Source organism: Neobacillus sp. YX16 (assembly GCF_030123505.1).
GTDB lineage: Bacteria > Bacillota > Bacilli > Bacillales > Cytobacillaceae > Neobacillus.
The window spans coordinates 1,648,185-1,670,868 of sequence record NZ_CP126115.1; the positions used below are offsets into that span (position 1 = coordinate 1,648,185).

Genomic DNA, 22,684 nt, shown 5'->3' on the forward strand with positions numbered 1-22,684 from the left:
TCGATTCCTCGGAATACAACGAAAAAGGAGGTCAAGTTATGTCTAGTCAAATCAAAACAGATATTCTTCAGGGAGATCTTTATATAAATGGAAAATGGGTAACTGCCCCTGATCAGTCCTACTTTGAAAGCTTAAATCCGGCAACGGGGGAACTTGTCGGCATATGTGCGGCCGCCACAACGGAGCAAGTGGATGAGGCTGTCGCAAAAGCGAATGTAGCCTATTCACAATGGAAGATCACCCCCATTCCTGAACGAGCGGCTTATTTAACGAAAGCAGCCCAATTGTTTGAAAGACGAAAAGAGGAACTTGCTAGTGTCATGACAATGGAGATGGGAAAAGTGCTGCCAGAGTCTATAGGCGAAGTTGGAGTGGTCATCGCGACTGCTCAATATATGGCAGGTGAGGGACGACGCCTGTTTGGAGAAACGGTCCCGACCAGCTTCCCAGACCGGAACGTAAGAATGGTTCGTGAACCTCTTGGAGTTACGGCGTGCATTACCCCCTGGAACTTCCCAGTTGCGCTTGCTTCTTACAAAATCTTTTCAGCCCTGATTTCTGGTAATACCGTCGTATGGAAGCCTGCTTCAGAGGTTGCGCTATCGGCAAAGATATTTGTGGAAGTGTTAGATGAAGCCGGATTGCCAGCAGGGGTTGTGAACTTAATTACCGGTTCAGGAAGAACAGTTGGTCAAACACTCGCAGAGCATTCAGATGTTAAAATCATTTCGTTTACGGGCTCAACAGAAGTCGGACAAAAGCTAGCTGAAATGAGCAGTAAAACGTTAAAACGTATTTCATTGGAATTAGGTGGGAAAAATGCAGTGATCGTCTTGAAGGACGCAGACTTGGACAAGGCGGCAGACGGAATCGTAAAATCAGCGTTTACGACAACTGGTCAGCGCTGTACAGCGGCAAGTCGAGTAATCGTTGAGCGTCCAGTAAAGGAACTGCTCGTACAAAAAGTAGTTGAATTAACAAAGTCTCTGAAAATAGGAAATGGACTTGAAGAAGGGAAACAAGTGGGCCCTCTCGTAAATGAAGACCAGCTTCATACAGTCGAAAAATATGTAAAAACAGCGATTGAAGAAGGTGGGCAAATTGTGTCAGGTGGGCAGCGTGTCAAAGAATTAGGCGGTTATTACTATCAGCCGACAATCATTGAGAATGTGAAACCAAATGATACCATTGCACAGGAAGAAATTTTTGGCCCTGTTCTTGCCATCATTGAAGTAGATTCATATGAAGAAGCCATAGAGGTAAATAACGGGACTATTTATGGTCTATCAACTTCCATTTATACTGAGAGCCTTCATTATGCGAACCGTGCTGCAAAGGAAGCGGTAAGCGGACTTGTCTATATTAATAACGGAACATCCAATGCCGAGATGGGAGTGGCGTTTGGGGGTATGAAAATGTCCGGAAACGGTCACCGTGAAGTTTCCCATCATGTATTTGATGTCATGACAGAGTGGAAGTCGATTTATACAAATTATTAACTAACTCTGATGTATTAATCACCAGGGAAGTTCAGGGCTCTTTTTTTGATAACTTCATATATCCGAGGGAGGAGAATATGAGAAAACATCGTATCGGTATCGCATTCTTTTACCATGAATCCCACAGTTTCAGCCCGATGAAGACTGAAATCGAACAGTTTCGCAATGAAGGCTACTTTATTGGCGATGAAATTTATGATGCCTATATGGGCACTAAAACGGAAGTGGGCGGGTTTTTGGATGTAATGAAACAAGAAAGGGATGTAGAAATCGTACCACTGCTTTGTGCGGCAGCGGTCCCATCGGGCGTAGTATCAGCAGAAGCCTATTCTATCATCGAAGAGCAAATGATGGAGTCAATCCGGGAGGCTGGACGGCTGGACGGCTTATTGCTGGCACTGCATGGGGCAATGGTCGTGGAGGACCTATTTGATCCGGAAGAGCATTTACTAGGAAAAATTCGTGAGCTTATCGGACCGAGTGTCCCGATTGCGACAACACTGGATATGCACGCTAATTTAAGTGGAAAAATGATTCATTATACACCACTTCATTTTGGATTTAAAACATATCCACATGTTGATATGTATGAACAAGGAGTTCATGCTTCAATGGCTTTATTGAAGCAATTAAAGGAAGGTGTGCATTATTATGCTTCTTTTGAAAAATTGCCGATGATGCCTCCCTCTATCAATATGAGAACTGCAGAAGGACCGATGCACAAAATGATAGAGTGGGCGAAACAAGCCGAAGAGGAAGAAGAAATTTATAATGTGTCCGTATTTGGTGGCTTTCCTTACTCGGATATTCCTATGGTCGGTGCAAGTGTACTGGTTGTTTCGCTCAATCCACAAAAAGGAAAAGAGACAGCCCAAAAGATGGCTTCCTTGTTCTGGAGTGTAAGAGAAGAATTTATCATGAATTTGCCCGGTGTAAAAGAAGGGCTCGATTTGGCGATGTCGATTGAAGATGACAAACCGGTCGTGCTGGCGGACATCTCGGATAATCCTTTAAGCTGCGGGAGCGGGGATACAACAGAGCTGCTTCGGGAAATGGTGAAGCTGGATATTCCGGATACATTGTTTGGCGGGCTCTACGATCCCGAATCGATCGAGCTTTGTCGTAAAGCAGGGGTAGGAAAAAAGGTATGGCTGTCCCTTGGCGGGAAAGTATCTCCTGAATTTGGGGAAACCGTTCAGGTCGAAGCAACGGTCGTGGCACTATCAGACGGTATTTTTCACAATTCTGGGCCCTTCAATCAGCATTTAAGAGTCGATTTAAAGGGGGCGGCTCACATTCGCGTTGGCAAGATGGATATACTCCTCATTGGAAGGCCGATGTCAGCGAATGATCCGGAAATGTTTCGTCATATTGGCCTTGAGCCGCAGGCAAAGAGAATTCTTGGGTTAAAGGCTAAAAATCATTTTCGGGCAGCGTTTGAGCCGATTGTTGGCCGTATCATTTATGTGGATGCACCTGGTGTTGCATCCAATCGTTTAACAACTTTTACGTATCGTTACATTCCTAAGCCAATTTGGCCGCTGGATGATATCGAATATGAAGTAGAACTAAGGGGGAAAGAAAAATGGAAACATTGAACAAAACCTATTATGTCGAAGTACCAGCTTCATTGAATCCAGAACAGCTAAAAATGATGATGGAGCTTGAGCAAGATGCGTTTCCGGGATTAGGAGCAGTAGATGAACAAGCCCTTGTCCCACTTACACGCTACGGGAAACTCATTCAATACCGGCAGCAAAATGATCCAAGACCGATTGCGATTTGCGAAGTGATGAGAGCTTACAATGATATTCATAAAGCCTACATTTTTGGGTTTTATGTCCGCTCCGACCAGCAAGGGAAAGGAATCGGGAAATTATTTTTACAGGCAATTTATCCGATTCTAAAGCAAGATGGTTTTCGTAAGGTTTGCTTAACGGTCAGTACTAAAAACAAGGCAGCCGTCAAGTTATATGAAAAATTAGGGTTTGTCATAAAAGAGACAAGATTCGATGAATTTGGCGAAGGGGAAAATCGCTATTATATGGAATACCTCATTTCTTAATATAGTAATGATCAGAGGAGAATTCATAAAAAATGGTCAATAAAAAAATAGGCTAATTTTAGGAGGAGTTTATGATGAGAAACACTTTATTCAAACCAAAAAGACATTGGAAAGAAATCGAGCTTTGGAAGGATGTTACAGAGGAGCAATGGAACGATTGGGTTTGGCAGCTGACGAATACTATCAAAAATTTAGAAGACTTAAAGAAAGTAGTTAACTTAACACCAGAAGAAGAGGAAGGGGTTTTAATCTCAACAAAAACAATCCCATTAAACATCACGCCATATTATGCTTCCCTTATGGATCAGGATGATCCAAGATGTCCGGTTCGAATGCAGTCTGTTCCGATTTCTGCGGAATTGAATAAAACAAGATATGATTTAGAAGATCCCCTTCACGAAGATGAAGACTCACCAGTACCTGGGTTAACACATCGTTATCCGGATCGCGTGTTGTTCTTAGTAACAAATCAATGCTCCATGTACTGCCGTTACTGTACTAGAAGACGTTTCTCCGGACAAATCGGAATGGGCGTGCCAAAGAAACAGTTAGACACAGCGATAAATTATATTGCATCAAATCCGCAAATCAGAGATGTGTTAATTTCCGGAGGAGACGGGCTCCTTATTAATGACAATATTGTAGAATATATTTTAAAGAATTTACGTGAGATTCCGCATGTAGAAATTATTCGTATTGGTACAAGAGCACCTGTCGTTTTCCCACAGCGTATTACTGAAAATCTTTGTAATATCTTGAAAAAGTATCATCCAGTTTGGTTGAATACACATTTCAATACATCTATTGAAATTACGGAAGAATCGAAGCGTGCATGTGAGATGCTTGCAAATGTTGGTGTACCTGTTGGTAACCAGTCTGTTATTTTGGCAGGCATTAACGACAGTGTACCGATCATGAAACAGCTTATGCATGACCTTGTTAAAATTCGTGTTCGTCCATATTATATTTACCAATGTGATTTATCAGAAGGGATTGGCCATTTCCGTGCACCAATCAGCAAAGGATTGGAAATTATGGAAGGACTTCGCGGTCATACATCGGGTTATGCCGTTCCGACATTTATTGTTGATGCCCCAGGTGGAGGAGGCAAAATTCCATTGCAGCCGAACTATATCATTTCTCAAAGTTCTAATAAAGTCGTATTACGTAACTTTGAAGGTGTCATTACATCTTATCCAGAACCAACAAATTATCAGTCAGGCAGTGCAGAGGATTACTACAAAAAGGTATATCCTGAAGTGTTTGAAAAGTTTGAAAGTAATGGTGTTCTATCCATTATTGATGATACGAAATTTAACCTTACACCTGAAGGATTAAAACGGTTAGATCGCCGCAAAACGTATAAGGAAAATACTGAGCATAGTTCATTAAAAGATAAACGTGACAAACGTGACGAGTTAAAAGAGAAAAAATTCCAATCGCAAATGAAGAAATATGAAACAGTGGGAGCAAAGGAGGAATAATTTTGATTTGTCAATGGTGCGAATCTGACACAGCACGTGAAACAAGCAACACAGTGTATTGGGAACTTCCAGATGGAACAAATGCGATCGAAATTAAGGACACACCATCCATTCATTGCTTGGAATGCGGTATGACCTATCAAACAGATAATACGGTGAAAGAAATTGAGGATCATCTATTTTTAATCGATTGCTCAAAGCTCGATAAAAGTATGAAGTATGATACACTTATGGCTGCTCCACGCTTATTGAAGCGAAACTACTTTGATTTTTCGAAATAATTAGAAAACCGTCTCTCGTTTTTCGATATCAAGCGAGAGATGAATTTTATTCTTATGGACAATTTATCCCCATCATCCTCATGAAGGGATAAATTGCCCATAAGAAATAGAAAGGATACAACCAATCAGTAGGGATAACATAATTCAACTGATTGAGGTTTATTTATTTTGATTATTTGTATGCGTTTTCTTGTCAGCTAAGTACCTACATCGAAAAAGCAGATGGATAATGAACATCTGTTTTCTAAAAAGTTAGATAGATGCTTATCGTACAAAAATGAAGGAGGACAAGAATGGAAGCACTCAAAAGCTATAAAAACGACCAAAGTAATCAGAAGGTTCAGAATAGTGAAGAAAGTAAAGGGCATATTAAACGCAATCTAAAGGCACGTCACATGACGATGATTGCTATTGGAGGGTCAATCGGAACAGGGTTATTTTTAGCGACAGGGTCATCCATTCAAACAGCTGGACCTGGTGGAGCGCTAATAGCTTATGGAGTTATCGGCATCATGGTCTACTTTTTGATGACAAGTCTCGGAGAAATGGCTACCTTAATGCCGGTTTCGGGATCCTTTTCAACATATGGCAGCCGTTTTGTCGATCCGGCATTTGGTTTTGCGCTCGGTTGGAACTATTGGTTCAACTGGGCTGTTACACTTGCGGTTGAAATAGTTGCATCAGCTATTATTATGAAGTTCTGGTTTCCGGATGTACCGAGCATCGTGTGGAGTACTCTGTTTTTAGGTCTAATCTTTTTATTGAATGCACTGTCGGTTAAAAGTTACGGAGAATCCGAGTATTGGTTCTCCTTAATAAAAGTAGTAACAATCATCGTTTTCATTGGAGTCGGTTTGCTCACCATTTTCGGGATTCTGGGCGGACAGTTTATCGGGTTTAAAAACTTTACAGTAGGACATGCTCCTGTTAATGGCGGCCTTTTGTCCGTTTTAAGTATTTTTTTAATCGCAGGTTTTTCATTTCAAGGAACGGAGCTCGTGGGGATTGCTGCAGGAGAAAGTGAAGCGCCAGAGAAAAACGTACCAAAGGCGATTCGACAAGTATTTTGGCGTATTCTACTATTTTACATCGTTGCCATTGCTGTCATTGGCCTAATTATTCCTTATACAAGTCCTGACCTGTTGGGTAGGGATGTCGACAACATCGCTGTCAGCCCTTTTACCCTTGTATTTGAGAAAGTGGGCATTGCATTTGCGGCATCTGTGATGAATGCTGTCATTTTGACATCGGTCTTATCGGCAGGTACTTCCGGTTTATATGCATCGACACGCATGCTTTGGTCCATGGCAAAGGACGGTCAGGCACCTAAATTTTTACAAAATGTAAATGATCGCGGGATTCCGATGAATGCCCTTGTCATGACGACGATTATCGGAGGCTTGGCCTTTTTAACGTCCATTTTTGGAGATCAAGTGTATACATGGTTATTAAATGCGTCAGGCTTAACTGGATTTATTGCATGGCTTGGAATTGCAGTCAGCCACTATCGTTTTAGAAAAGCATATATGGCCCAGGGCAGGGACTTAAATGATTTGAAATTTAAAGCGAAATGGTTCCCGCTTGGTCCGATTCTCGCTTTTGCGATGTGTGTTATTGTCATTTTTGGTCAAAATTATCAAGCTTTTTTAACTAGTGAGATTGATTGGTATGGCGTAGCCGTGTCCTATATTGGTTTACCAATCTTTTTGGGATTATGGCTCGGGTATAAACTCGTTCATAAAACGAAGGTCGTTCCACTAAAGGAATGTTCTTTTGATGAGATGTCATCTAAATAGAGATACCGTGATTCGTTTTGCTCCGCCACTCATGATTAGCCAAGAGGAATTTAATTTGGCCGATTGAACGAATTCAAAAAGTGTTGTTTTAGATTTCCAACTAACACAGTAGGGGTGCCATATGGGAGAAGTAGGGGTAACAGAGCGCAATACAGAACAAAAGTCAGATGAGTCTTTGAACCTTTTAACATCAACACAGATTGTGATAAAAGAAGCCTTAGATAAATTAGGTTATACAGATGATATGTACCAACTATTAAAAGAACCATTGAGAATGCTCACTGTTCGTATGCCTGTTAGAATGGATGACGGGTCGACTAAAATATTCACTGGATATCGTGCGCAGCATAATGATGCTGTTGGACCGACAAAAGGCGGAGTTCGTTTTCATCCAGAAGTAGACGAGGACGAAGTTAAGGCATTGTCGATGTGGATGAGTTTAAAATGCGGCATCGTCGACCTACCATATGGAGGCGGAAAAGGCGGTATTATTTGCGACCCAAGAACGATGTCAATGGGAGAACTAGAGCGGCTTAGCAGAGCTTATGTTCGGGCAATCAGCCAAATTGTAGGACCTACAAAGGACATACCTGCTCCAGATGTATATACAAACTCACAAATTATGGCGTGGATGATGGATGAATACAGCAGGCTTCGTGAATACGATTCGCCTGGATTCATTACAGGGAAACCACTTGTACTTGGCGGCTCGCATGGCCGTGAAAAGGCTACCGCACAAGGAGTTGTCATATGCATTGAGGAAGCTGCAAAAAAACGTAGAATTACGATCAAAGGAGCTCGGGTGGTCGTTCAAGGGTTTGGTAATGCAGGGAGCTTTTTAGCAAAATTTATGCATGATGCAGATGCAAAGGTCATTGGGATATCTGATGCTTATGGTGCGCTTTATGATCCAGATGGTTTGGATATTAATTACTTATTAGATCGTAGAGATAGCTTTGGAACGGTAACAACATTGTTTGATAACACGATTACAAATGAAGAGTTACTCGAGCTTGACTGTGATATTCTAGTTCCAGCTGCAATTTCCAACCAGATTACCACAGCTAATGCACATAATATCAAAGCTTCGATTGTTGTCGAGGCAGCTAACGGCCCAACAACCCTAGAAGGGACTAAAATACTTTCTGATAGAGGAATTCTGTTAGTGCCGGATGTTTTAGCTAGTTCAGGAGGAGTAACTGTTTCCTATTTTGAATGGGTTCAAAACAACCAAGGCTACTATTGGAGTGAAGAAGAAGTTAATGAAAAGCTTCGTAAGGTGCTCGTCCAATCGTTTAATAATGTTTATGAAACATCCGAGCGACGGAATATTAATATGCGTTTAGCCGCATATATGGTAGGTGTTCGTAAAATGTCTGAAGCATCAAGGTTTAGAGGCTGGGTATAAATTCTATAAGCTGATAGCTAGATTTCCCTTAGAAACAAAAAAGATCTTGCATATCTATGCAAGATCTTTTTGTTGTGCGCCCGGCATGGGTGCAGTCTCTAGGGTGAAAGTCCCGAACCATGAAGGCAGTAGTAATGGTTAGCCTAACGCAAGGGTGTCCGCGGTGACGCGGAATCTGAAGGAAGCGAGCGGCAAACCTCCGGTCTGAGGAACACGAACTTCATATAAGGCTAGGTATCATTGGATGAGTTTGCAACACAAAACAAAGTCCTTACTGCCGAAGGTGGTACAGAGTAAATGAAGCAGATAGATGGAGGGAAAGACTGTACTCTTACCCGGGGAGATCTGATTGATAAGCCAAGTACACTTGGTAAACTATCTAGCAATGGATAGCTGAACAATCAGAAGTCAGCAGAAGTCATAGTACCATTCTTACTCGAGAAAGAATGGGAAGGACTGAACTATTAAGAAAGAATGAAGTCTGCACATTCGGTGATTGCATTGAACACAGACAATCCGAAAGGACCTACCTAAAGGAGGAAGCGGTGAATCCGTTGGGGACTCTAGGAGGGTGGAGCAAAAGTCGGCATAAACAGAACCTTCATTCACGTAGAAAGGATAACATCATGTTAATGGAACTAATTCTATCACGGGAAAATCTCTTAACTGCCCTAAAAAGGGTAGAGCAGAACAAAGGAAGTCACGGCATAGATGGAATGTCCGTAAAATTCCTACGACGACATCTCTATGAAAACTGGGATTCCCTTCGGGAAACTTTGAGAACAGGTAACTATCAACCTTCTCCTGTTCGCCGTGTCGAAATCCCGAAACCAGGCGGAGGGATAAGGCTTTTAGGCATACCGACTGTGACAGACCGTTTCATCCAACAGGCAATCGCCCAAGTATTAACCTCAATCTTTGATCCAACATTTTCTGAAAACAGCTATGGTTTCCGACCTAACAGGAGCGCCCATAATGCGGTAAGAAAGGCAAAGGGTTATATCAAAGAAGGTTACCGCTGGGTAATTGATATGGACTTAGAGAAATTCTTTGATAAGGTTAATCATGACATACTGATGGGAATACTCGCTAAGAGAATTGAAGACCGCATTCTTCTCAAACTAATCAGGAAATACCTTCAATCAGGTGTAATGCTTAATGGGGTCGTACAATCAACGGAGGAAGGTACTCCGCAAGGGGGACCTCTCAGTCCACTACTTTCAAACATAATTCTTGATAAATTAGATAAAGAATTGGAAGCCAGAGGGCATAAGTTTGTCCGTTATGCGGATGACTGCAACATTTATGTTAAGTCATTAAAAGCAGGGGAACGTGTGATGGAATCCATTACGACGATTATTGAGCAGAAACTAAAATTGAAGGTAAACAGGGATAAGTCGGCAATCGACCGTCCGTGGAAACGGAAATTTCTTGGTTTCAGTTTCACATTTAATAAAGAACCGAAGGTGCGAATAGCGAAACAAAGCATTAAACGCTTTAAGACGAAGATTCGAGAAATTACCTCTCGGTCAAAACCTATCCCACTTGAGGTAAGAATTGAAATGTTAAACCGCTATCTTACAGGATGGTGCGGGTACTTCGCTTTAGCGGACACTCCAAGCAAATTCAAAGAATTTGATGAATGGATAAGAAGAAGGCTAAGAATGTGCGAATGGAAACAGTGGAAGAAATCTAAAACTAGAGTTAGAAAACTGATTGGTTTAGGCGTCCCTGGTTACAAGGCGCACGAATGGGGCAACTCCAGAAAGAAATACTGGAGAATCGCCTGTAGCCCAATATTACACAAAACCCTCGATAACTCATATTGGAGTCAACGAGGGTTGAAAAGTCTATATAACCGTTATGAAACTTTACGTCAATCTTAATAGAACCGCCGTATACCGAACGGTACGTACGGTGGTGTGAGAGGTCGGGGGTTAGTCACCCCCTCCTACTCGATTTTTCAAATAGAAAAGTGTTTTAATGGCCTGTGGAAACACCTAGTGGAAGTTGGTGGCAGACTGGTGTCAAAACGAAACATACTGCCACCAATTCCATCTGTATAAATCATAATAAGGAAAAATAAAAGCCTATTATATCAATGTTTTCAAACTAAAGCTGTTATAATCTGATTCGCTTTTCAATATTGACAGGGTTGAGGTCGGGTGTTCGAACCCATCACAGGTCATCAAAAATCCTAACATCATGTAGATGTTAGGATTTTTTTTATTTTTAGGGTCAGTCTCCACAGCGACTGACCCTTTCTACGTCTCTAGCCCTATTTGAAAATCAAGCTCAGGCTCAATTATATGAAATAAAGAAAAAAGGTAAGATGATATCAAGAAAACAAAGGAGGAAAACAAAATGAAAAAATTTGGTTTAGTTTTAGCAGGTGGTATTGCAGCCATCATCTTACTTTCTACACTTGGTCCGATGGTGGGGTTATTAATAAGTTTGGCGATTTTATATTTCATCTATAAACAGTTTATAAAAGCAGAATCAACCGGAGGAAAAATTGCACTTGGGATTATCGGGGTTATTTTTCTAATGGCTTCTATCTCTAATGCACCTGCCATTATCGGTCTTGTGGCTGCCTACATTCTTTACCTTGTTTATAAAAACTGGAATTCCAGCAAACACACTGTAATCAATGAAGAATCTGATCCATTTGTAAATTTTGAAAAGCAATGGAATGAAATAAAAAACTATTAATCGAAGGAGAGAAAATAAAATGACAAACCTTTTCACAAGAATTAAAAATACGATAACTGCAGACTTAAGTGAGGCACTTGATCAAAAAGAAAAACAAAATCCAATTGTATTACTTAATCAATACCTTCGCCAATGCGAACAGGAAACCGAAAAAGTTGCAAAATTCTTGGAGCGTCAATCCGCACTGAAGGAGGAGTTTACAAAAGAGCTGTACCATGCGGAGCAGTTAGCTGAAAAAAGGAAATATCAAGCTGAAATTGCTTCAAAGGCTGGTGAAACTGAGCTTTATCAATTTGCCTCTGAGGAGCACCAACTATATTCTAATCGCGCAGAGAGATTAAGAGCATCGCTCGAGCAAGTAAAAGGTCAGCTTGCTGAATTAGAAAGAAAGCACGGAGATATGAAGAACAAACTAAAGGATATGCAGCTTCGTCGGATGGAGCTGATGGGACGTGAAAACGTAACAAGAGCGAACCATCAAATCAATCAAGTTTTAGAAACGAACACATACTCAGATAAATCATACTCACGTTTCGAAGAAATTGAAAATTACATTGACCGACTCGAAAATCAAGTCAATCGTTCATATAATCAAACAACGATTGACACACGTATAGAACAATTAGAAAAGGAAATAAACCATTCTAATTAGAAATAGCTCAAAGCAAAACGCATGGATTAATGGATCCATGCGTTTTTGCAATTATTGACTTTGTTTATTTATCCACTTTATGTAATTGTCCATCACCGTATCAATAAACTGAACAGTTGGCTCATGAACAAGTTTTCCAGATTCGTCGAGCTTTTCATGAACAGCTCCAATAAATACTTCATTTCCCGGCAGTGTTAACGCAGAAATTCCAGGAGAATTTAAAATCTGTCGTAAATGCATTTGTGCACGGGCGGTTCCTAATGCCCCAGGGGAACTGCCGACAATCATGACAGGTTTGTTCACCATTACTTTATCAACACGGGAAAACCAATCAATTGCATTTTTTAAAAAGGCAGGAATAGAGTGGTTATACTCAGGTGTAACAAAAAGAACACCGTCACTATCTGCCACTTTTTTCTTAATCTCCATTACGATTTCTGGTGGTGTCAGCTCATCATCTTGATTATACATCGGCAGCTTTTCAATAGGCAAAATTTCAATCTCTGCAGTCGTTTGATAGCGATTTTGCATGTATTCAGCTAATTTTTTGTTAACAGATTCCTTCCTATTACTACCCACAAGTGCTACGATTTTCACTCATATCTCTCCTTTCATGTCAGTATAAATATTATCACTAAAATGATTGTAAATCATATTCAGAGGCTCAGGGAAAACGTAATGGTGCCAAAGCATTAGAAAAAATGAAACCTTACTCCTAATTTATCGTATAATTAATAGGAAGATTTTACATAATTTGAGACAGGGGTGTTATGAATGGAAAATCCAACAGAGATCATTACAAAAGAACAAAAGCCTTCATTATTAGGAATGTTTACGAATCCGGGTGAACAATTTGAGAGAATTAAGCAGTCTCCAAAAATCTGGGTGCCGCTGCTAATTGTAAGTATCCTTTACGCAATCGGTATGACTTTAATGGCGCTATCGATGGATGCCTCAATCTTTATTGAGCAGGGGATTCCGGAGGATCAAGTTGACCTGGTACTAGGTGTTACAAAAGTCACCGTTGCCATAACAGGTATCCTTACACCCATTATCGGTGTTCTTATTGGCAGCGCAATCCACTTAATTATTACCAAGATTGCTAGTTCACCAGTAACATTTAAACAATTATTTTCAATGAATACGTATATCGCGGTAATCGGTGCTGCGGGAATCATTCTAAATACAGGTATTAGATATGCAATTGGCGGTAACCCAGAAATATATGTTACTAGTTTAGCAGGGTTGCTAAATCAAGAAAAAGTTGAATTTTTAGGTTCATTTGAGGTTTTTGCAATCTGGACTATGATTGTAACAGCTATGGGACTTCATAAAACAGCACAATTATCTAAAGGACTTGCATGGACAATTGCGATTGTATTCTTCTTAATCGGAATTGGCTTTACCTTAATCGGCAGTCTGCTGCAAGGAGCGCCGATGCAATAATGAAAAAGAAAACATGGATTATGATTAGTGTAATCAGTCTGGTCATCATCATGATTTCTGTCAGTGTTTACCGGGAGGTTTTTGCAAAAGGACCTTCCGTTGAAACTACTGAAATGAAGGAGGAGGAAATTTCCTCCCTTTTAATGATTCCAGGTACAGTAAAACTTGAAGAGGAACAAATCATTTATGCATCTCCTGAAAAAGGAGAACTTAAAGAGCTGCTAGTAGTAGAAGGGCAGGAAGTAAAGAAAGGCACGGTAGTAGCAAGGCTTCAAAATCCTCAGTTAGATTTGGAAATGGAGCAAAATAAGCTGTCTATCGAATCAGCTAATCTAAAAATAAATCAACTTGATAAACAATTGAAGCTTTTAAAGGATAAAGAAAAAACTCTTGCAGATCAGGTGGGGAAAGAGGAAGCAAAAAAACAGCTTGACCCTGAATATCAGCAAATAGAGATGGATAAGAAGCTGGCAAATTTAGAATTAAAGCAAACAAATCTTCAAAAGGAAATGATTGATAAACGTCTAAGTGAATTGGAAATTAACAGTACAATAGATGGTGTCGTACTATCCGTTAATAAACCAGATTCATTCTCTCTTGAAAACAGCATGGCTGAGCCTATCGTACATATTGGTAAACTTGATGCAATGATAGCAACGGGTCTGTTATCTGAATATGACACATTGAAAGTAAACAGCGGACAGAAAGTGATTTTCCGTTCCGATGCTGTCCCTGATCAAGAGTGGCAGGGAGAAATAATCAAGATTTCTCTTCTTCCTGAACAAAATCAAACCGCTCTCCAAAGTGGGAGTCAGGCTGTACAGTATCCAGTAACGATGAAGATTACAGGAGATAGTAAAGCATTAAAACCAGGATTCCAAATCATAATGGAAATTGAAACAGACAAAAAACAAGCAAATGTACTTTCCATAGATGCACTGCATGATGATGGGGAACAGCCGTATGTTTTTACGGTTAAGGACGGCAAGGCAAGTAAGAAAAATGTTAAAACAGGCATCACATCGGGAGCGAAAATTGAAATTTTAGAAGGATTATCAAAAGAAGACGAAATTATTATTAATGGGCCAGATTCAATTAAGGACGGTATGGAAGTGACCCTAAAATGATCGAGCTTGAATCCATTACAAAAACTTATTTACTTGGCAAAGAAAGCGTTAATGTATTAAATAATATTAATTTGAAAATAGAACAAGGTGAGTTCGTCGCTATCATGGGTCCCTCAGGTTCAGGAAAATCAACTTTAATGAATATGATAGGCTGTTTGGATAAACCAACTACTGGGAAATACACTCTAAGTGAAGAAAATGTTTCTTATTATAGTGATAATGAACTTGCAAGGGTTAGGAATCAATCGATTGGATTTGTATTTCAGCAATTTCATTTATTACCACGTTTATCAGCATTGAAAAATGTAGAGCTTCCGATGATTTATGCCGGTGTATCCAAATCTGAACGTCAGACAAGAGCAGTAGAAGCATTAAGTAAAGTGGGATTATCTGACCGTATGGATCACCTCCCAAATGCCTTATCCGGCGGACAAAAGCAGCGCGTCGCAATCGCGAGAGCAATTGTTAATAAACCAAAAATCATTCTAGCTGATGAGCCAACGGGTGCACTTGATTCAAAGACAAGCATCGATATTATGGAGCAATTCAGGGAATTAAATGAAGAAGAAGGCGTTACGGTAATCGTTGTTACCCATGAACCTGAAGTGGCAGCGTATTCGAATCGAACGATATACGTTCGAGATGGTATGATTCAGCTGCCTCCTGCTTCCATTAAGGGGGTGTCTGAATGAGTTTTATGGAAAACCTGTTAATGGCATTAAGCTCGCTAAAGGCTCATAAAATGCGCAGTATTTTAACCATGCTCGGAATAATAATTGGTGTCGGAGCAGTAATCATTGTAGTGGTAATTGGTCAGGGCGGAGAAGCGATGCTTAAAACACAAATTACCGGTCCAGGAAACACCGTAGAACTGTTTTATCAGCCTTCTGATGAAGAAATCCGATCGAATCCAAACATTTTCCTGCAGGCTCCGTTTAAACAGGAGGATATTCGGGCTCTTGACCAAATACAAGAGATTAAAAGCATTGTCGCTACTAGCACTCAAATGTCATCTGTTAGATTTCAGCAGGAAACCGCTGATGTGTCTTCCACAGGTATTAATCAAGCCTATTTAAAATTGAATGAAATGAATGTTGGAAAAGGGAGAAGTTTTTCCACTTCAGATTTTATAGGCGGCCGTCGAGTAGGGTTAGTCAGTCATGTGATTCAAGAGGAATTATTTAAAGGTGATAATCCTGTTGGAAAAGTTATCAAGGTGGCAAATCAGCCGATTGAAATCATTGGTGTTTTAGAAAAACCGACAGGTCTTTTATCGTTTAGTTCAATGGAGGTTTATCTTCCCTTCCAAACATGGCGGACAATTTATGGCAGCAGTGATTATACCCAGGTTACTCTGCAAGCTGACTCGACTGACGAGTTACAAATTGCAGGTAAAAAGGCTGCAAGACTATTAAACAATATGCATAATACAGAAGATTCCTACCAAGTCCTTAACATGGAAGAAATCGCAGCAGGGATTGGGCAGATTACAAGAATCATGACCTTAATTATTGGAAGCATTGCTGGTATTTCGTTGTTCGTTGGCGGTATTGGTGTTATGAATATTATGCTCGTTTCTGTAACGGAGCGTACGAGAGAAATTGGAATTCGAATGGCGCTTGGTGCTACTAGAGGCCAGGTTTTAACTCAATTTCTTATTGAATCGATGACGCTGACACTAATCGGGGGAATTCTCGGAATTTTTCTTGGCTGGGGAAGTGCTAGTATTGTCAGTTTCTTTGCGGGATGGCCATCCTTGATTTCGTGGCAGGTAGTGTTAGGCGGTGTGATCTTTTCAATGGTGATTGGGGTTGTGTTCGGACTCCTTCCAGCAAATAAGGCTTCAAAATTAGACCCTATTGAATCACTTAGGTATGAATAAAATTTATTTGAATATTCAGTAAACATAGACTATAATAATTTCATCTCAAGATATGAGAAAAATAATAGTAGTAGGGAGACGAGCTGAGTATGGAAAAAGTTAGTGTAGATAGTAGAGGCTATTTTGGTGAGTTTGGTGGTAGTTTTGTTCCTGAGGAGCTTCAGCTTGTACTGAACGAGATGGAAGCACAATTTTTAAAGTATAAAGATGATCCGGATTTCATCGAGGAATTCAACTATTACCTCAAGGAATATGTGGGGCGTGAAAACCCGCTGACCTATGCAGAAAATTTAACGAGACAAATGGGCGGAGCAAAAATCTATCTTAAACGAGAAGATTTAAACCATACTGGTGCTCACAAAATAAATAATGCAATCGGACAAATCTTATTGGCAAAAAGAATGGGTGCAAAACGAATTATAGCTGAAACAGGAGCTGGCCAGCATGGTGTTGCAACAGCTACTGCGTGTGCCATGTTTGGAATGGAATGTATTATTTATATGGGAAAGCTTGACACGGAGCGTCAGGCGCTTAATGTCTTTAGAATGGAACTGTTAGGAGCAAAGGTTATCCCGGTGGAGAAGGGGCAGGGTCGTTTAAAGGATGCAGTCGATGAAGCTTTAGCAGACTTAGTTCAAAACTATCAAAATACCTTTTATTTATTAGGATCAGCTGTAGGTCCTCATCCATACCCATCCATGGTTAAACACTTTCAAGCTATTATAAGTGAAGAATCAAAGCGCCAAATCATTGAAAAAGAAGGAAGGCTGCCAACTGCGGTTATTGCCTGCACTGGCGGCGGCAGCAATGCTATTGGTGCATTTGCCCATTATATTGATGAAAAATACGTACGTTTAATTGGAGTGGAGCCGGAAGAAGCACCAACCTTAACAAAAGGAACCCCAGCAATTATTCATGGTTTTAAATGTTTGACGTTATTAGATGAAAATGGTAATCCCCAGCCCACCTATTCGATTGCAGCCGGATTGGATTATCCAGGAGTTGGTCCAGAGCATAGTCAATTGAAAACAACCGGGAGAGCTGAATATGTTACGGTTACAGGACAGGAAGCATTAGACGCATTTCTGCTGCTAAGTAAAACGGAGGGGATTATTCCTGCGTTAGAGAGCTCCCACGCCGTTGCTTATGCTGTAAAACTAGCAAAGGAATTACCGAAAGATGATGTATTGGTTGTCAACCTATCAGGTCGTGGTGACAAAGATGTCGAGCAGGTTTTTAATATGTTAAAAAAATAATAATTGTGACTAGGACGTATCAATCATGATGCGTCTTTTTGTTTTTTAATTGAACAATAGAAGAATGCGCTTGTAAATCCTTTGTAAAAGTGAGAATCTTGTCACGAGGAAATATATATTTTAAAATACTCCCAACAGGAGTGGAGAAGATGATTAAGAAAAAAATACGCCATATTCAACGTTATCGAGACATCGTTTATGCTTTTACAAAGTATGGTTTTGGGTTTGTTATGAAAGAGTTAGGGCTTCTTGATTTGTTATCAGTTCCAAAGAGAGTATTTGTTGAAGGAAACCAATCACGGAATAGCAGAACAACAGGTGAACGAATTCGGATGTTTCTCGAGGAACTTGGTCCAACTTTTGTGAAAATTGGCCAAATTGCCAGCACTAGACCGGATATTATCCCAGCCGATATCCTTCAAGAACTGGTAAAGCTTCAGGACAATGTTTCTCTTTTTTCATTTGATGAAGTGATAAGAATCGTAGAAGAGGAAATGGCAGATTCTCTCGAAAATTCATTTGCAGAATTTAGTGAGACACCGTTAGCTGCAGCATCTATTGGGCAAGTCCACCATGCAGTTTTGCATACAGGAGAGCGTGTTGCTGTTAAAATTCAACGTCCCAATATTATGAGAGTAATTGATACAGATTTAGAAATCCTGCAGGATCTCGCCAGATTAGCGGAAAGCAGGATTGATTGGGTTGAAAGGTATCAAATTCGGACGATTATAGAAGAATTATCAAGGTCGCTTCGTGAAGAATTGGATTATGAAAATGAAGGCAGAAACGCAGAAAAAATCGTAAAACAATTTATTAATGATTCCAAGGTCCATATTCCCAAGGTATATTGGGAATACAGTACGAAGAAGATTTTGACGATGGAGTACATTGATGGGGTTAAATTAAATGAGATTGAAAAGCTTCAACAAGAGGGATACGACACAAAAGTATTAGGTGAGAAAATAGTAAATGCTATTTTTCATCAGATCCTAATCGATGGATTTTTCCATGGAGATCCTCATCCAGGTAATATCGTTGCCCTGCCAGGCCAAGTGATTGCATTTATGGATTTCGGGATGGTGGGGCGAATAACTCCTGAAATGAGAGCTCACATTGCCTCTTTTGTCATTGCACTAATGCGGAAAAACACTTCAGAAGTAGTGAAGGCAATCACGAACATGGGGCTTGTACCAGATGAAGTAAATGTAAAACAGTTACATTCAGATGTAGATAAGCTTCGCGAAAAGTACCTTGATGTTCCTTTTAGTCAGATGAGTATTGGAAATGCTGTAAATGAACTCCTTTCTGTTGCTTACCGTCATAAAATTATGATTCCCACAGATTTAACGATATTAGGAAAAACGCTGCTGACATTAGAGGGGACCGTTGAAAAGCTAAACCACGAAATAAGTATTTTAGCAGTGGCCGAACCATTTGGGAAGCAATTACTAATGGATCGCTTTAAGCCAAAAAACATGGCAGAATTTGCATGGTCAAATTTCACAGAATATGGGGATATCCTTCATGAATTCCCAAAAACGATAAAAGATTTTACCTCCGTTATGAAAAAAGGCAAAATGAAGATTGAAATATCCACTCCTGAAATAGAGCCAGTCCTTCATAAACTTAATCGTATAAGTAACAGGCTTTCGTTTAGTCTTGTATTGCTGTCCTTTAGTATTATTTTGGTAGGAGTAATTATTGGTGCCTCGTTATCAGGACAAACATCCATTCTGTTAGACAAACTGCCAGTAATAGAAATAGGTTTTGGTATTGCTACAACATTGTTCCTGCTGCTTATATATTCTATCTTTAAATCAGGAAGGTTTTAACAAAGAAACTTCACATTATTTCTAGTAGAATACCTGACCAATTGGCCGGGTATTTTTCTTATGAAGAAGAATATAATAAATCATACAATGGAGAGATAATTGAAACAAAAGGGGCGGAATATGTATAAGAGGAGAGTAAATTATTATTTTAGTTATAGCAGATCTACCTATATATCTATTAGTTATAGCAGATCTACCTATATATCTATCTATAAAAGATTATTCTATATCTTCTGTGGTGCTTCGCTTGTCGCCATATCTTTGCAGTTGTTTTTAGTGAAAAATAATGTAATTGATGGCGGTATCGTAGGAGTAAGCATCATTCTCTCGCATATTTCTAGTATTGAGATTGGCTTGGCTCTGTTACTGCTAAATACTCCTTTTTTCTTTTTAGGCTATTCTTACCTGGGAAAAAGATTTCTAATTCTAAGTCTTTTTGCTATTTCTGTGCTTTCAATAGGTACCCATGTTCTAGAACCATTTCCTTCCATAACGAATAATCCATTTCTAGTAATACTCTTGGGAGGCGTGATTTTAGGATTGGGTGTAGGAATCGTCATCCGCTATGGAGGGTCCTTAGATGGTACGGAGGTTTTGGCCATTCTATTGAGTAAACGAACCCCTTTTTCTATTGGACAAATTGTTATGTTTTTTAACTTGTTCATTTTTAGCAGTTCTATTTATATATTCGGATTTAAGGAGGCTATTTTTTCATTAGCTGCGTTTTTCTTAGCCTATAAAACAATTGATTTATTAATTAAGTAATATATCGAGAGAATCCAAATCAGTGGGTTCTCTCGATATAATATTTTGGATTCTTAGCATTTTTGTGAATATCATTAAAGATTCATATTTTAATAAAATTAAATGTATTAAGATTCAAATAGGTAATATCATTTTTTCGGGGGGATGAAGATGAATACTAGAGATTTATTTAGTTTGCAAGAAAAAACAGCTATTGTAACCGGTGGGGGAAGAGGACTTGGTGAACAAATTGCAGTGGCCTATGGTGATGCTGGAGCAAATGTAGTCATTTGCTCGAGAAATCTAGAAGCTTGCCAGCAAATTAGTGAAGTCCTAAAGGCAAAAGGGGTTCGTTCACTTGCATTAAAATGTGATGTTTCTAACCCAGAAGAAATTCAATATGTAGTAGACGAGACCATGAAAGAGTTTGGAAGGATTGATATTTTAGTCAATAATAGCGGTGTAAGCTGGGGAGCTCCTGCACTAGAAATGCCAGAAGATAAATGGGATAAAGTGATGAATATTAACCTTAAAGCCGTATTTTTATTTTCGCAGGCAGTCGGGAGAATTATGAAGGAGCAGCGTTCTGGTAAAATTATAAATATAGCTTCCATAGCTGGATTTGGAGGACAAGATCCAACTGTGATGGATGCAATTGGCTATTCAACTAGCAAAGGAGCAGTCATTACTTTTACAAAGGATTTGGCAGTAAAACTGGCACCCTATAACGTTCATGTTAATGCCATCGCACCAGGATTTTTCCCTGCCAAAATGGCAAAAGTGGTCATCGATTATTCAGGAAAAAAGATTCTCGAGAGAACTCCTGCAGGAAGATTTGGCTCAGATGATGATATGAAAGGTCCGGCATTATTTTTAGCTTCTGATGCTTCTAATTATGTGTACGGTCATGTTCTAGTTGTAGATGGCGGGACAAGTGCTAGTGTTCAATAACAAAAAGAATGCCCAGTTATTAATTGGGCATTCTTTTATGGTTTCTATAGGTTGTTTAAAAACTCAATCACTCGATTATTCACTATATCATTCGCTTCAGTTACATAAATGTGACCTGCTCCATTAATGGTAAGGAATTCGGCATTTGGTATTTTTTCAGCTAGAGTTACACCATTTTCATATGGAACTAATTTATCCGCATCACCATGTATCACCAATACAGGTACTTTTATTTCGTCAATTTCATTGTAGGTGTCATGAGCAAGACACGCTTGAAGCTGCAGCATATAGGCATATGGAAGGACAGGTATCTCGATCCTCTTTTGAATATCTTCAGCGACTTGGTCTCTATGATTTTCGATGAATGATTGACTGTAGAGGATTGGTGCAGTTGCCCATGCCATTTCTTCTGGTGTGGCTGTAGAAGATGCCCTAGACAGCATCAGCATGGAAACATCAGCACTAGGTTGAACATGTTCTTCCCCACCTGATGTTGTACAGCCGAGGATGAGGGACTTAATTCGCTCTGGGTATTTCAATGCAAGTCTTTGAGCAATCATTCCTCCCATTGAAATTCCGTAAACATGAGCGGACTCTACACCGGCTGCATCTAGAACGGCTCTTGCATCCTCAGCCATTAATTCAATTGAATAGGGAGAATTTGGTTTCCCACTTAGTCCAACCCCGCGATTATCAAATACTATTACTTTATATTGTTCACTCAAAACCGGGATTGATCGAAACCACGATTTAGAAGTGAGTGATAATCCCATGATTAATAGCAGTGGTTCACCCTCACCATGGACTTCATAATATAAATCAATACCATTAGCCTTCGTTATAGGCATACTCAACAACTCCTTTTTTTACTAGATATTGCCATTTATATGATTATTAATAAAACTAAAGAACCTAAAGATTCACCAAAAAATGTCCAACTCTTGTATACGAAAATATTATTTTATTTTGATTAAATGGAAAAGTCTAAATATAACCTAGTAAATTGTCGATACAAATTGCTATAATATAATGAACAAGGATTAAAGCAGTTACAGATAGATTCTAACATAGTAACACGTTAGATAAAGGGGCATTTATGGAAACAAGACATCAGGATCCTGCATCTTTTTACAAATACCTAGAAAAAGAGTGTAATAAGCGGATTCATATATATACCAATTGTTCAACCTTTACACATGCTTTTGGAAAAGCAATCGAAAACCACTTAGATCATGTAGTGATTCAACAAAAGGTAATCAACAATTGGTTAACTATACTTGATATTCCACCGAAAGATGATTTTGCTAATCTTGCACAAAGAAAAGTAGATTGTGAGGATAAGATAGATCATCTTGATGAAACACTTTTTATGTTAAATAGGGGTTTGAAAAAGGACAATTCTGAGTTAAAAGAGCTTAGTAAATCTTTAAGTGACTTGCTTTGGTTAATTGAAAATGAAGTGAAGAACTTAAAGGTTAACAAAATAAAAATATTAAAGACTGAACTAGAAGATTTGAAAATGTTATTTAATGACTAAACATTTGGAGGA

The 22,684-nt window shown here is 39.5% G+C and carries 21 protein-coding genes; 19 read left to right on the forward strand and 2 right to left on the reverse strand.

The annotated features are described in order from the left end of the window. The first annotated feature begins 38 nt into the window (after positions 1–38). The 10 genes from QNH48_RS08105 to QNH48_RS08150 all read left to right on the forward strand — a co-directional run bounded on the left by QNH48_RS08105 (position 39) and on the right by QNH48_RS08150 (position 11,897). Positions 39–1,499, forward strand: coding sequence for an aldehyde dehydrogenase family protein (locus tag QNH48_RS08105; RefSeq protein WP_283954490.1), 1,461 nt, complete (start codon positions 39–41; stop codon positions 1,497–1,499). Between the two features lie 77 nt (positions 1,500–1,576). Beyond that, positions 1,577–3,097 (forward strand): M81 family metallopeptidase, encoded by a 1,521-nt coding sequence (locus QNH48_RS08110; RefSeq protein WP_283954491.1) that lies wholly within the window; start codon positions 1,577–1,579, stop codon positions 3,095–3,097. Beyond that, positions 3,085–3,564: a GNAT family N-acetyltransferase gene (locus QNH48_RS08115; protein ID WP_283954492.1), complete on the forward strand. Its 480-nt coding sequence runs from the start codon at positions 3,085–3,087 to the stop codon at positions 3,562–3,564. The genes QNH48_RS08110 and QNH48_RS08115 overlap by 13 nt, the downstream gene beginning before the upstream one ends. Positions 3,565–3,638: 74 nt before the next feature. Further along, positions 3,639–5,048 carry a lysine 2,3-aminomutase gene (gene kamA, locus QNH48_RS08120; RefSeq protein ID WP_283955715.1) on the forward strand — a complete coding sequence of 470 codons (1,410 nt, stop codon included), beginning with the start codon at positions 3,639–3,641 and terminating at the stop codon, positions 5,046–5,048. Between the two features lie 2 nt (positions 5,049–5,050). Further along, on the forward strand, positions 5,051–5,329 hold the full coding sequence (locus QNH48_RS08125; protein WP_283954493.1) for a YokU family protein: 279 nt from the start codon (positions 5,051–5,053) through the stop codon (positions 5,327–5,329). Positions 5,330–5,622: 293 nt separating this feature from the next. Then, the gene (locus QNH48_RS08130; RefSeq protein WP_283954494.1) at positions 5,623–7,125 is read left to right on the forward strand and encodes an amino acid permease; all 1,503 of its coding nucleotides are present in this window, start codon (positions 5,623–5,625) and stop codon (positions 7,123–7,125) included. 121 nt (positions 7,126–7,246) lie between these two features. After that, entirely contained in the window at positions 7,247–8,533 is a 1,287-nt protein-coding gene (locus tag QNH48_RS08135) for a Glu/Leu/Phe/Val family dehydrogenase (protein WP_283954495.1), read from the forward strand. A 626-nt stretch (positions 8,534–9,159) separates the two neighbouring features. Further along, positions 9,160–10,419 (forward strand): group II intron reverse transcriptase/maturase, encoded by a 1,260-nt coding sequence (ltrA, locus tag QNH48_RS08140; protein ID WP_283955690.1) that lies wholly within the window; start codon positions 9,160–9,162, stop codon positions 10,417–10,419. A 478-nt stretch (positions 10,420–10,897) separates the two neighbouring features. Then, positions 10,898–11,245, forward strand: a complete 348-nt coding sequence (locus tag QNH48_RS08145; protein WP_283954496.1) for a lmo0954 family membrane protein — start codon at positions 10,898–10,900, stop codon at positions 11,243–11,245. Positions 11,246–11,264: 19 nt separating this feature from the next. Further along, positions 11,265–11,897 carry a PspA/IM30 family protein gene (locus tag QNH48_RS08150; protein WP_283954497.1) on the forward strand — a complete coding sequence of 211 codons (633 nt, stop codon included), beginning with the start codon at positions 11,265–11,267 and terminating at the stop codon, positions 11,895–11,897. A gap of 51 nt (positions 11,898–11,948) precedes the next feature. Here the strand turns inward: QNH48_RS08150 and QNH48_RS08155 are convergent, their stop codons facing one another. Next, a complete protein-coding gene (locus QNH48_RS08155) occupies positions 11,949–12,494 on the reverse strand; it encodes an NADPH-dependent FMN reductase (RefSeq protein WP_283954498.1) in 546 nt (181 codons plus the stop codon). Between the two features lie 177 nt (positions 12,495–12,671). On the opposite strand from QNH48_RS08155, the gene yknW reads away from it, so the two are divergent. From yknW to QNH48_RS08195, 8 genes are all read left to right on the forward strand, one after another. After that, positions 12,672–13,343 carry a YknW family membrane protein gene (gene yknW / locus QNH48_RS08160; protein WP_283954499.1) on the forward strand — a complete coding sequence of 224 codons (672 nt, stop codon included), beginning with the start codon at positions 12,672–12,674 and terminating at the stop codon, positions 13,341–13,343. Next, complete coding sequence (locus QNH48_RS08165) at positions 13,343–14,470, forward strand: efflux RND transporter periplasmic adaptor subunit (protein WP_283954500.1); 1,128 nt, start codon at positions 13,343–13,345, stop codon at positions 14,468–14,470. The genes yknW and QNH48_RS08165 overlap by 1 nt, the downstream gene beginning before the upstream one ends. Further along, the gene (locus QNH48_RS08170) at positions 14,467–15,162 is read left to right on the forward strand and encodes an ABC transporter ATP-binding protein (RefSeq protein WP_283954501.1); all 696 of its coding nucleotides are present in this window, start codon (positions 14,467–14,469) and stop codon (positions 15,160–15,162) included. Before QNH48_RS08165 ends, QNH48_RS08170 begins: the two co-directional genes overlap by 4 nt. Beyond that, a complete protein-coding gene (locus QNH48_RS08175; RefSeq protein ID WP_283954502.1) occupies positions 15,159–16,352 on the forward strand; it encodes an ABC transporter permease in 1,194 nt (397 codons plus the stop codon). Before QNH48_RS08170 ends, QNH48_RS08175 begins: the two co-directional genes overlap by 4 nt. Before the next feature lie 89 nt (positions 16,353–16,441). Beyond that, on the forward strand, positions 16,442–17,608 hold the full coding sequence (gene trpB / locus QNH48_RS08180; RefSeq protein WP_283954503.1) for a tryptophan synthase subunit beta: 1,167 nt from the start codon (positions 16,442–16,444) through the stop codon (positions 17,606–17,608). A 149-nt stretch (positions 17,609–17,757) separates the two neighbouring features. Beyond that, on the forward strand, positions 17,758–19,440 hold the full coding sequence (locus QNH48_RS08185) for an ABC1 kinase family protein (protein WP_283954504.1): 1,683 nt from the start codon (positions 17,758–17,760) through the stop codon (positions 19,438–19,440). A 120-nt stretch (positions 19,441–19,560) separates the two neighbouring features. Then, entirely contained in the window at positions 19,561–20,205 is a 645-nt protein-coding gene (locus QNH48_RS08190; RefSeq protein ID WP_283954505.1) for a YitT family protein, read from the forward strand. A gap of 150 nt (positions 20,206–20,355) precedes the next feature. After that, positions 20,356–21,135, forward strand: coding sequence for an SDR family oxidoreductase (locus QNH48_RS08195; protein ID WP_283954506.1), 780 nt, complete (start codon positions 20,356–20,358; stop codon positions 21,133–21,135). 44 nt (positions 21,136–21,179) lie between these two features. Here QNH48_RS08195 and QNH48_RS08200 read toward each other — a convergent pair whose 3' ends face one another. Continuing rightward, a complete protein-coding gene (locus QNH48_RS08200) occupies positions 21,180–21,983 on the reverse strand; it encodes an alpha/beta fold hydrolase (protein ID WP_283954507.1) in 804 nt (267 codons plus the stop codon). A gap of 248 nt (positions 21,984–22,231) precedes the next feature. Here QNH48_RS08200 and QNH48_RS08205 point away from each other — a divergent pair, with 248 nt between their 5' ends. Next, the gene (locus QNH48_RS08205; RefSeq protein WP_283954508.1) at positions 22,232–22,672 is read left to right on the forward strand and encodes a hypothetical protein; all 441 of its coding nucleotides are present in this window, start codon (positions 22,232–22,234) and stop codon (positions 22,670–22,672) included. Positions 22,673–22,684 lie beyond the last annotated feature (12 nt).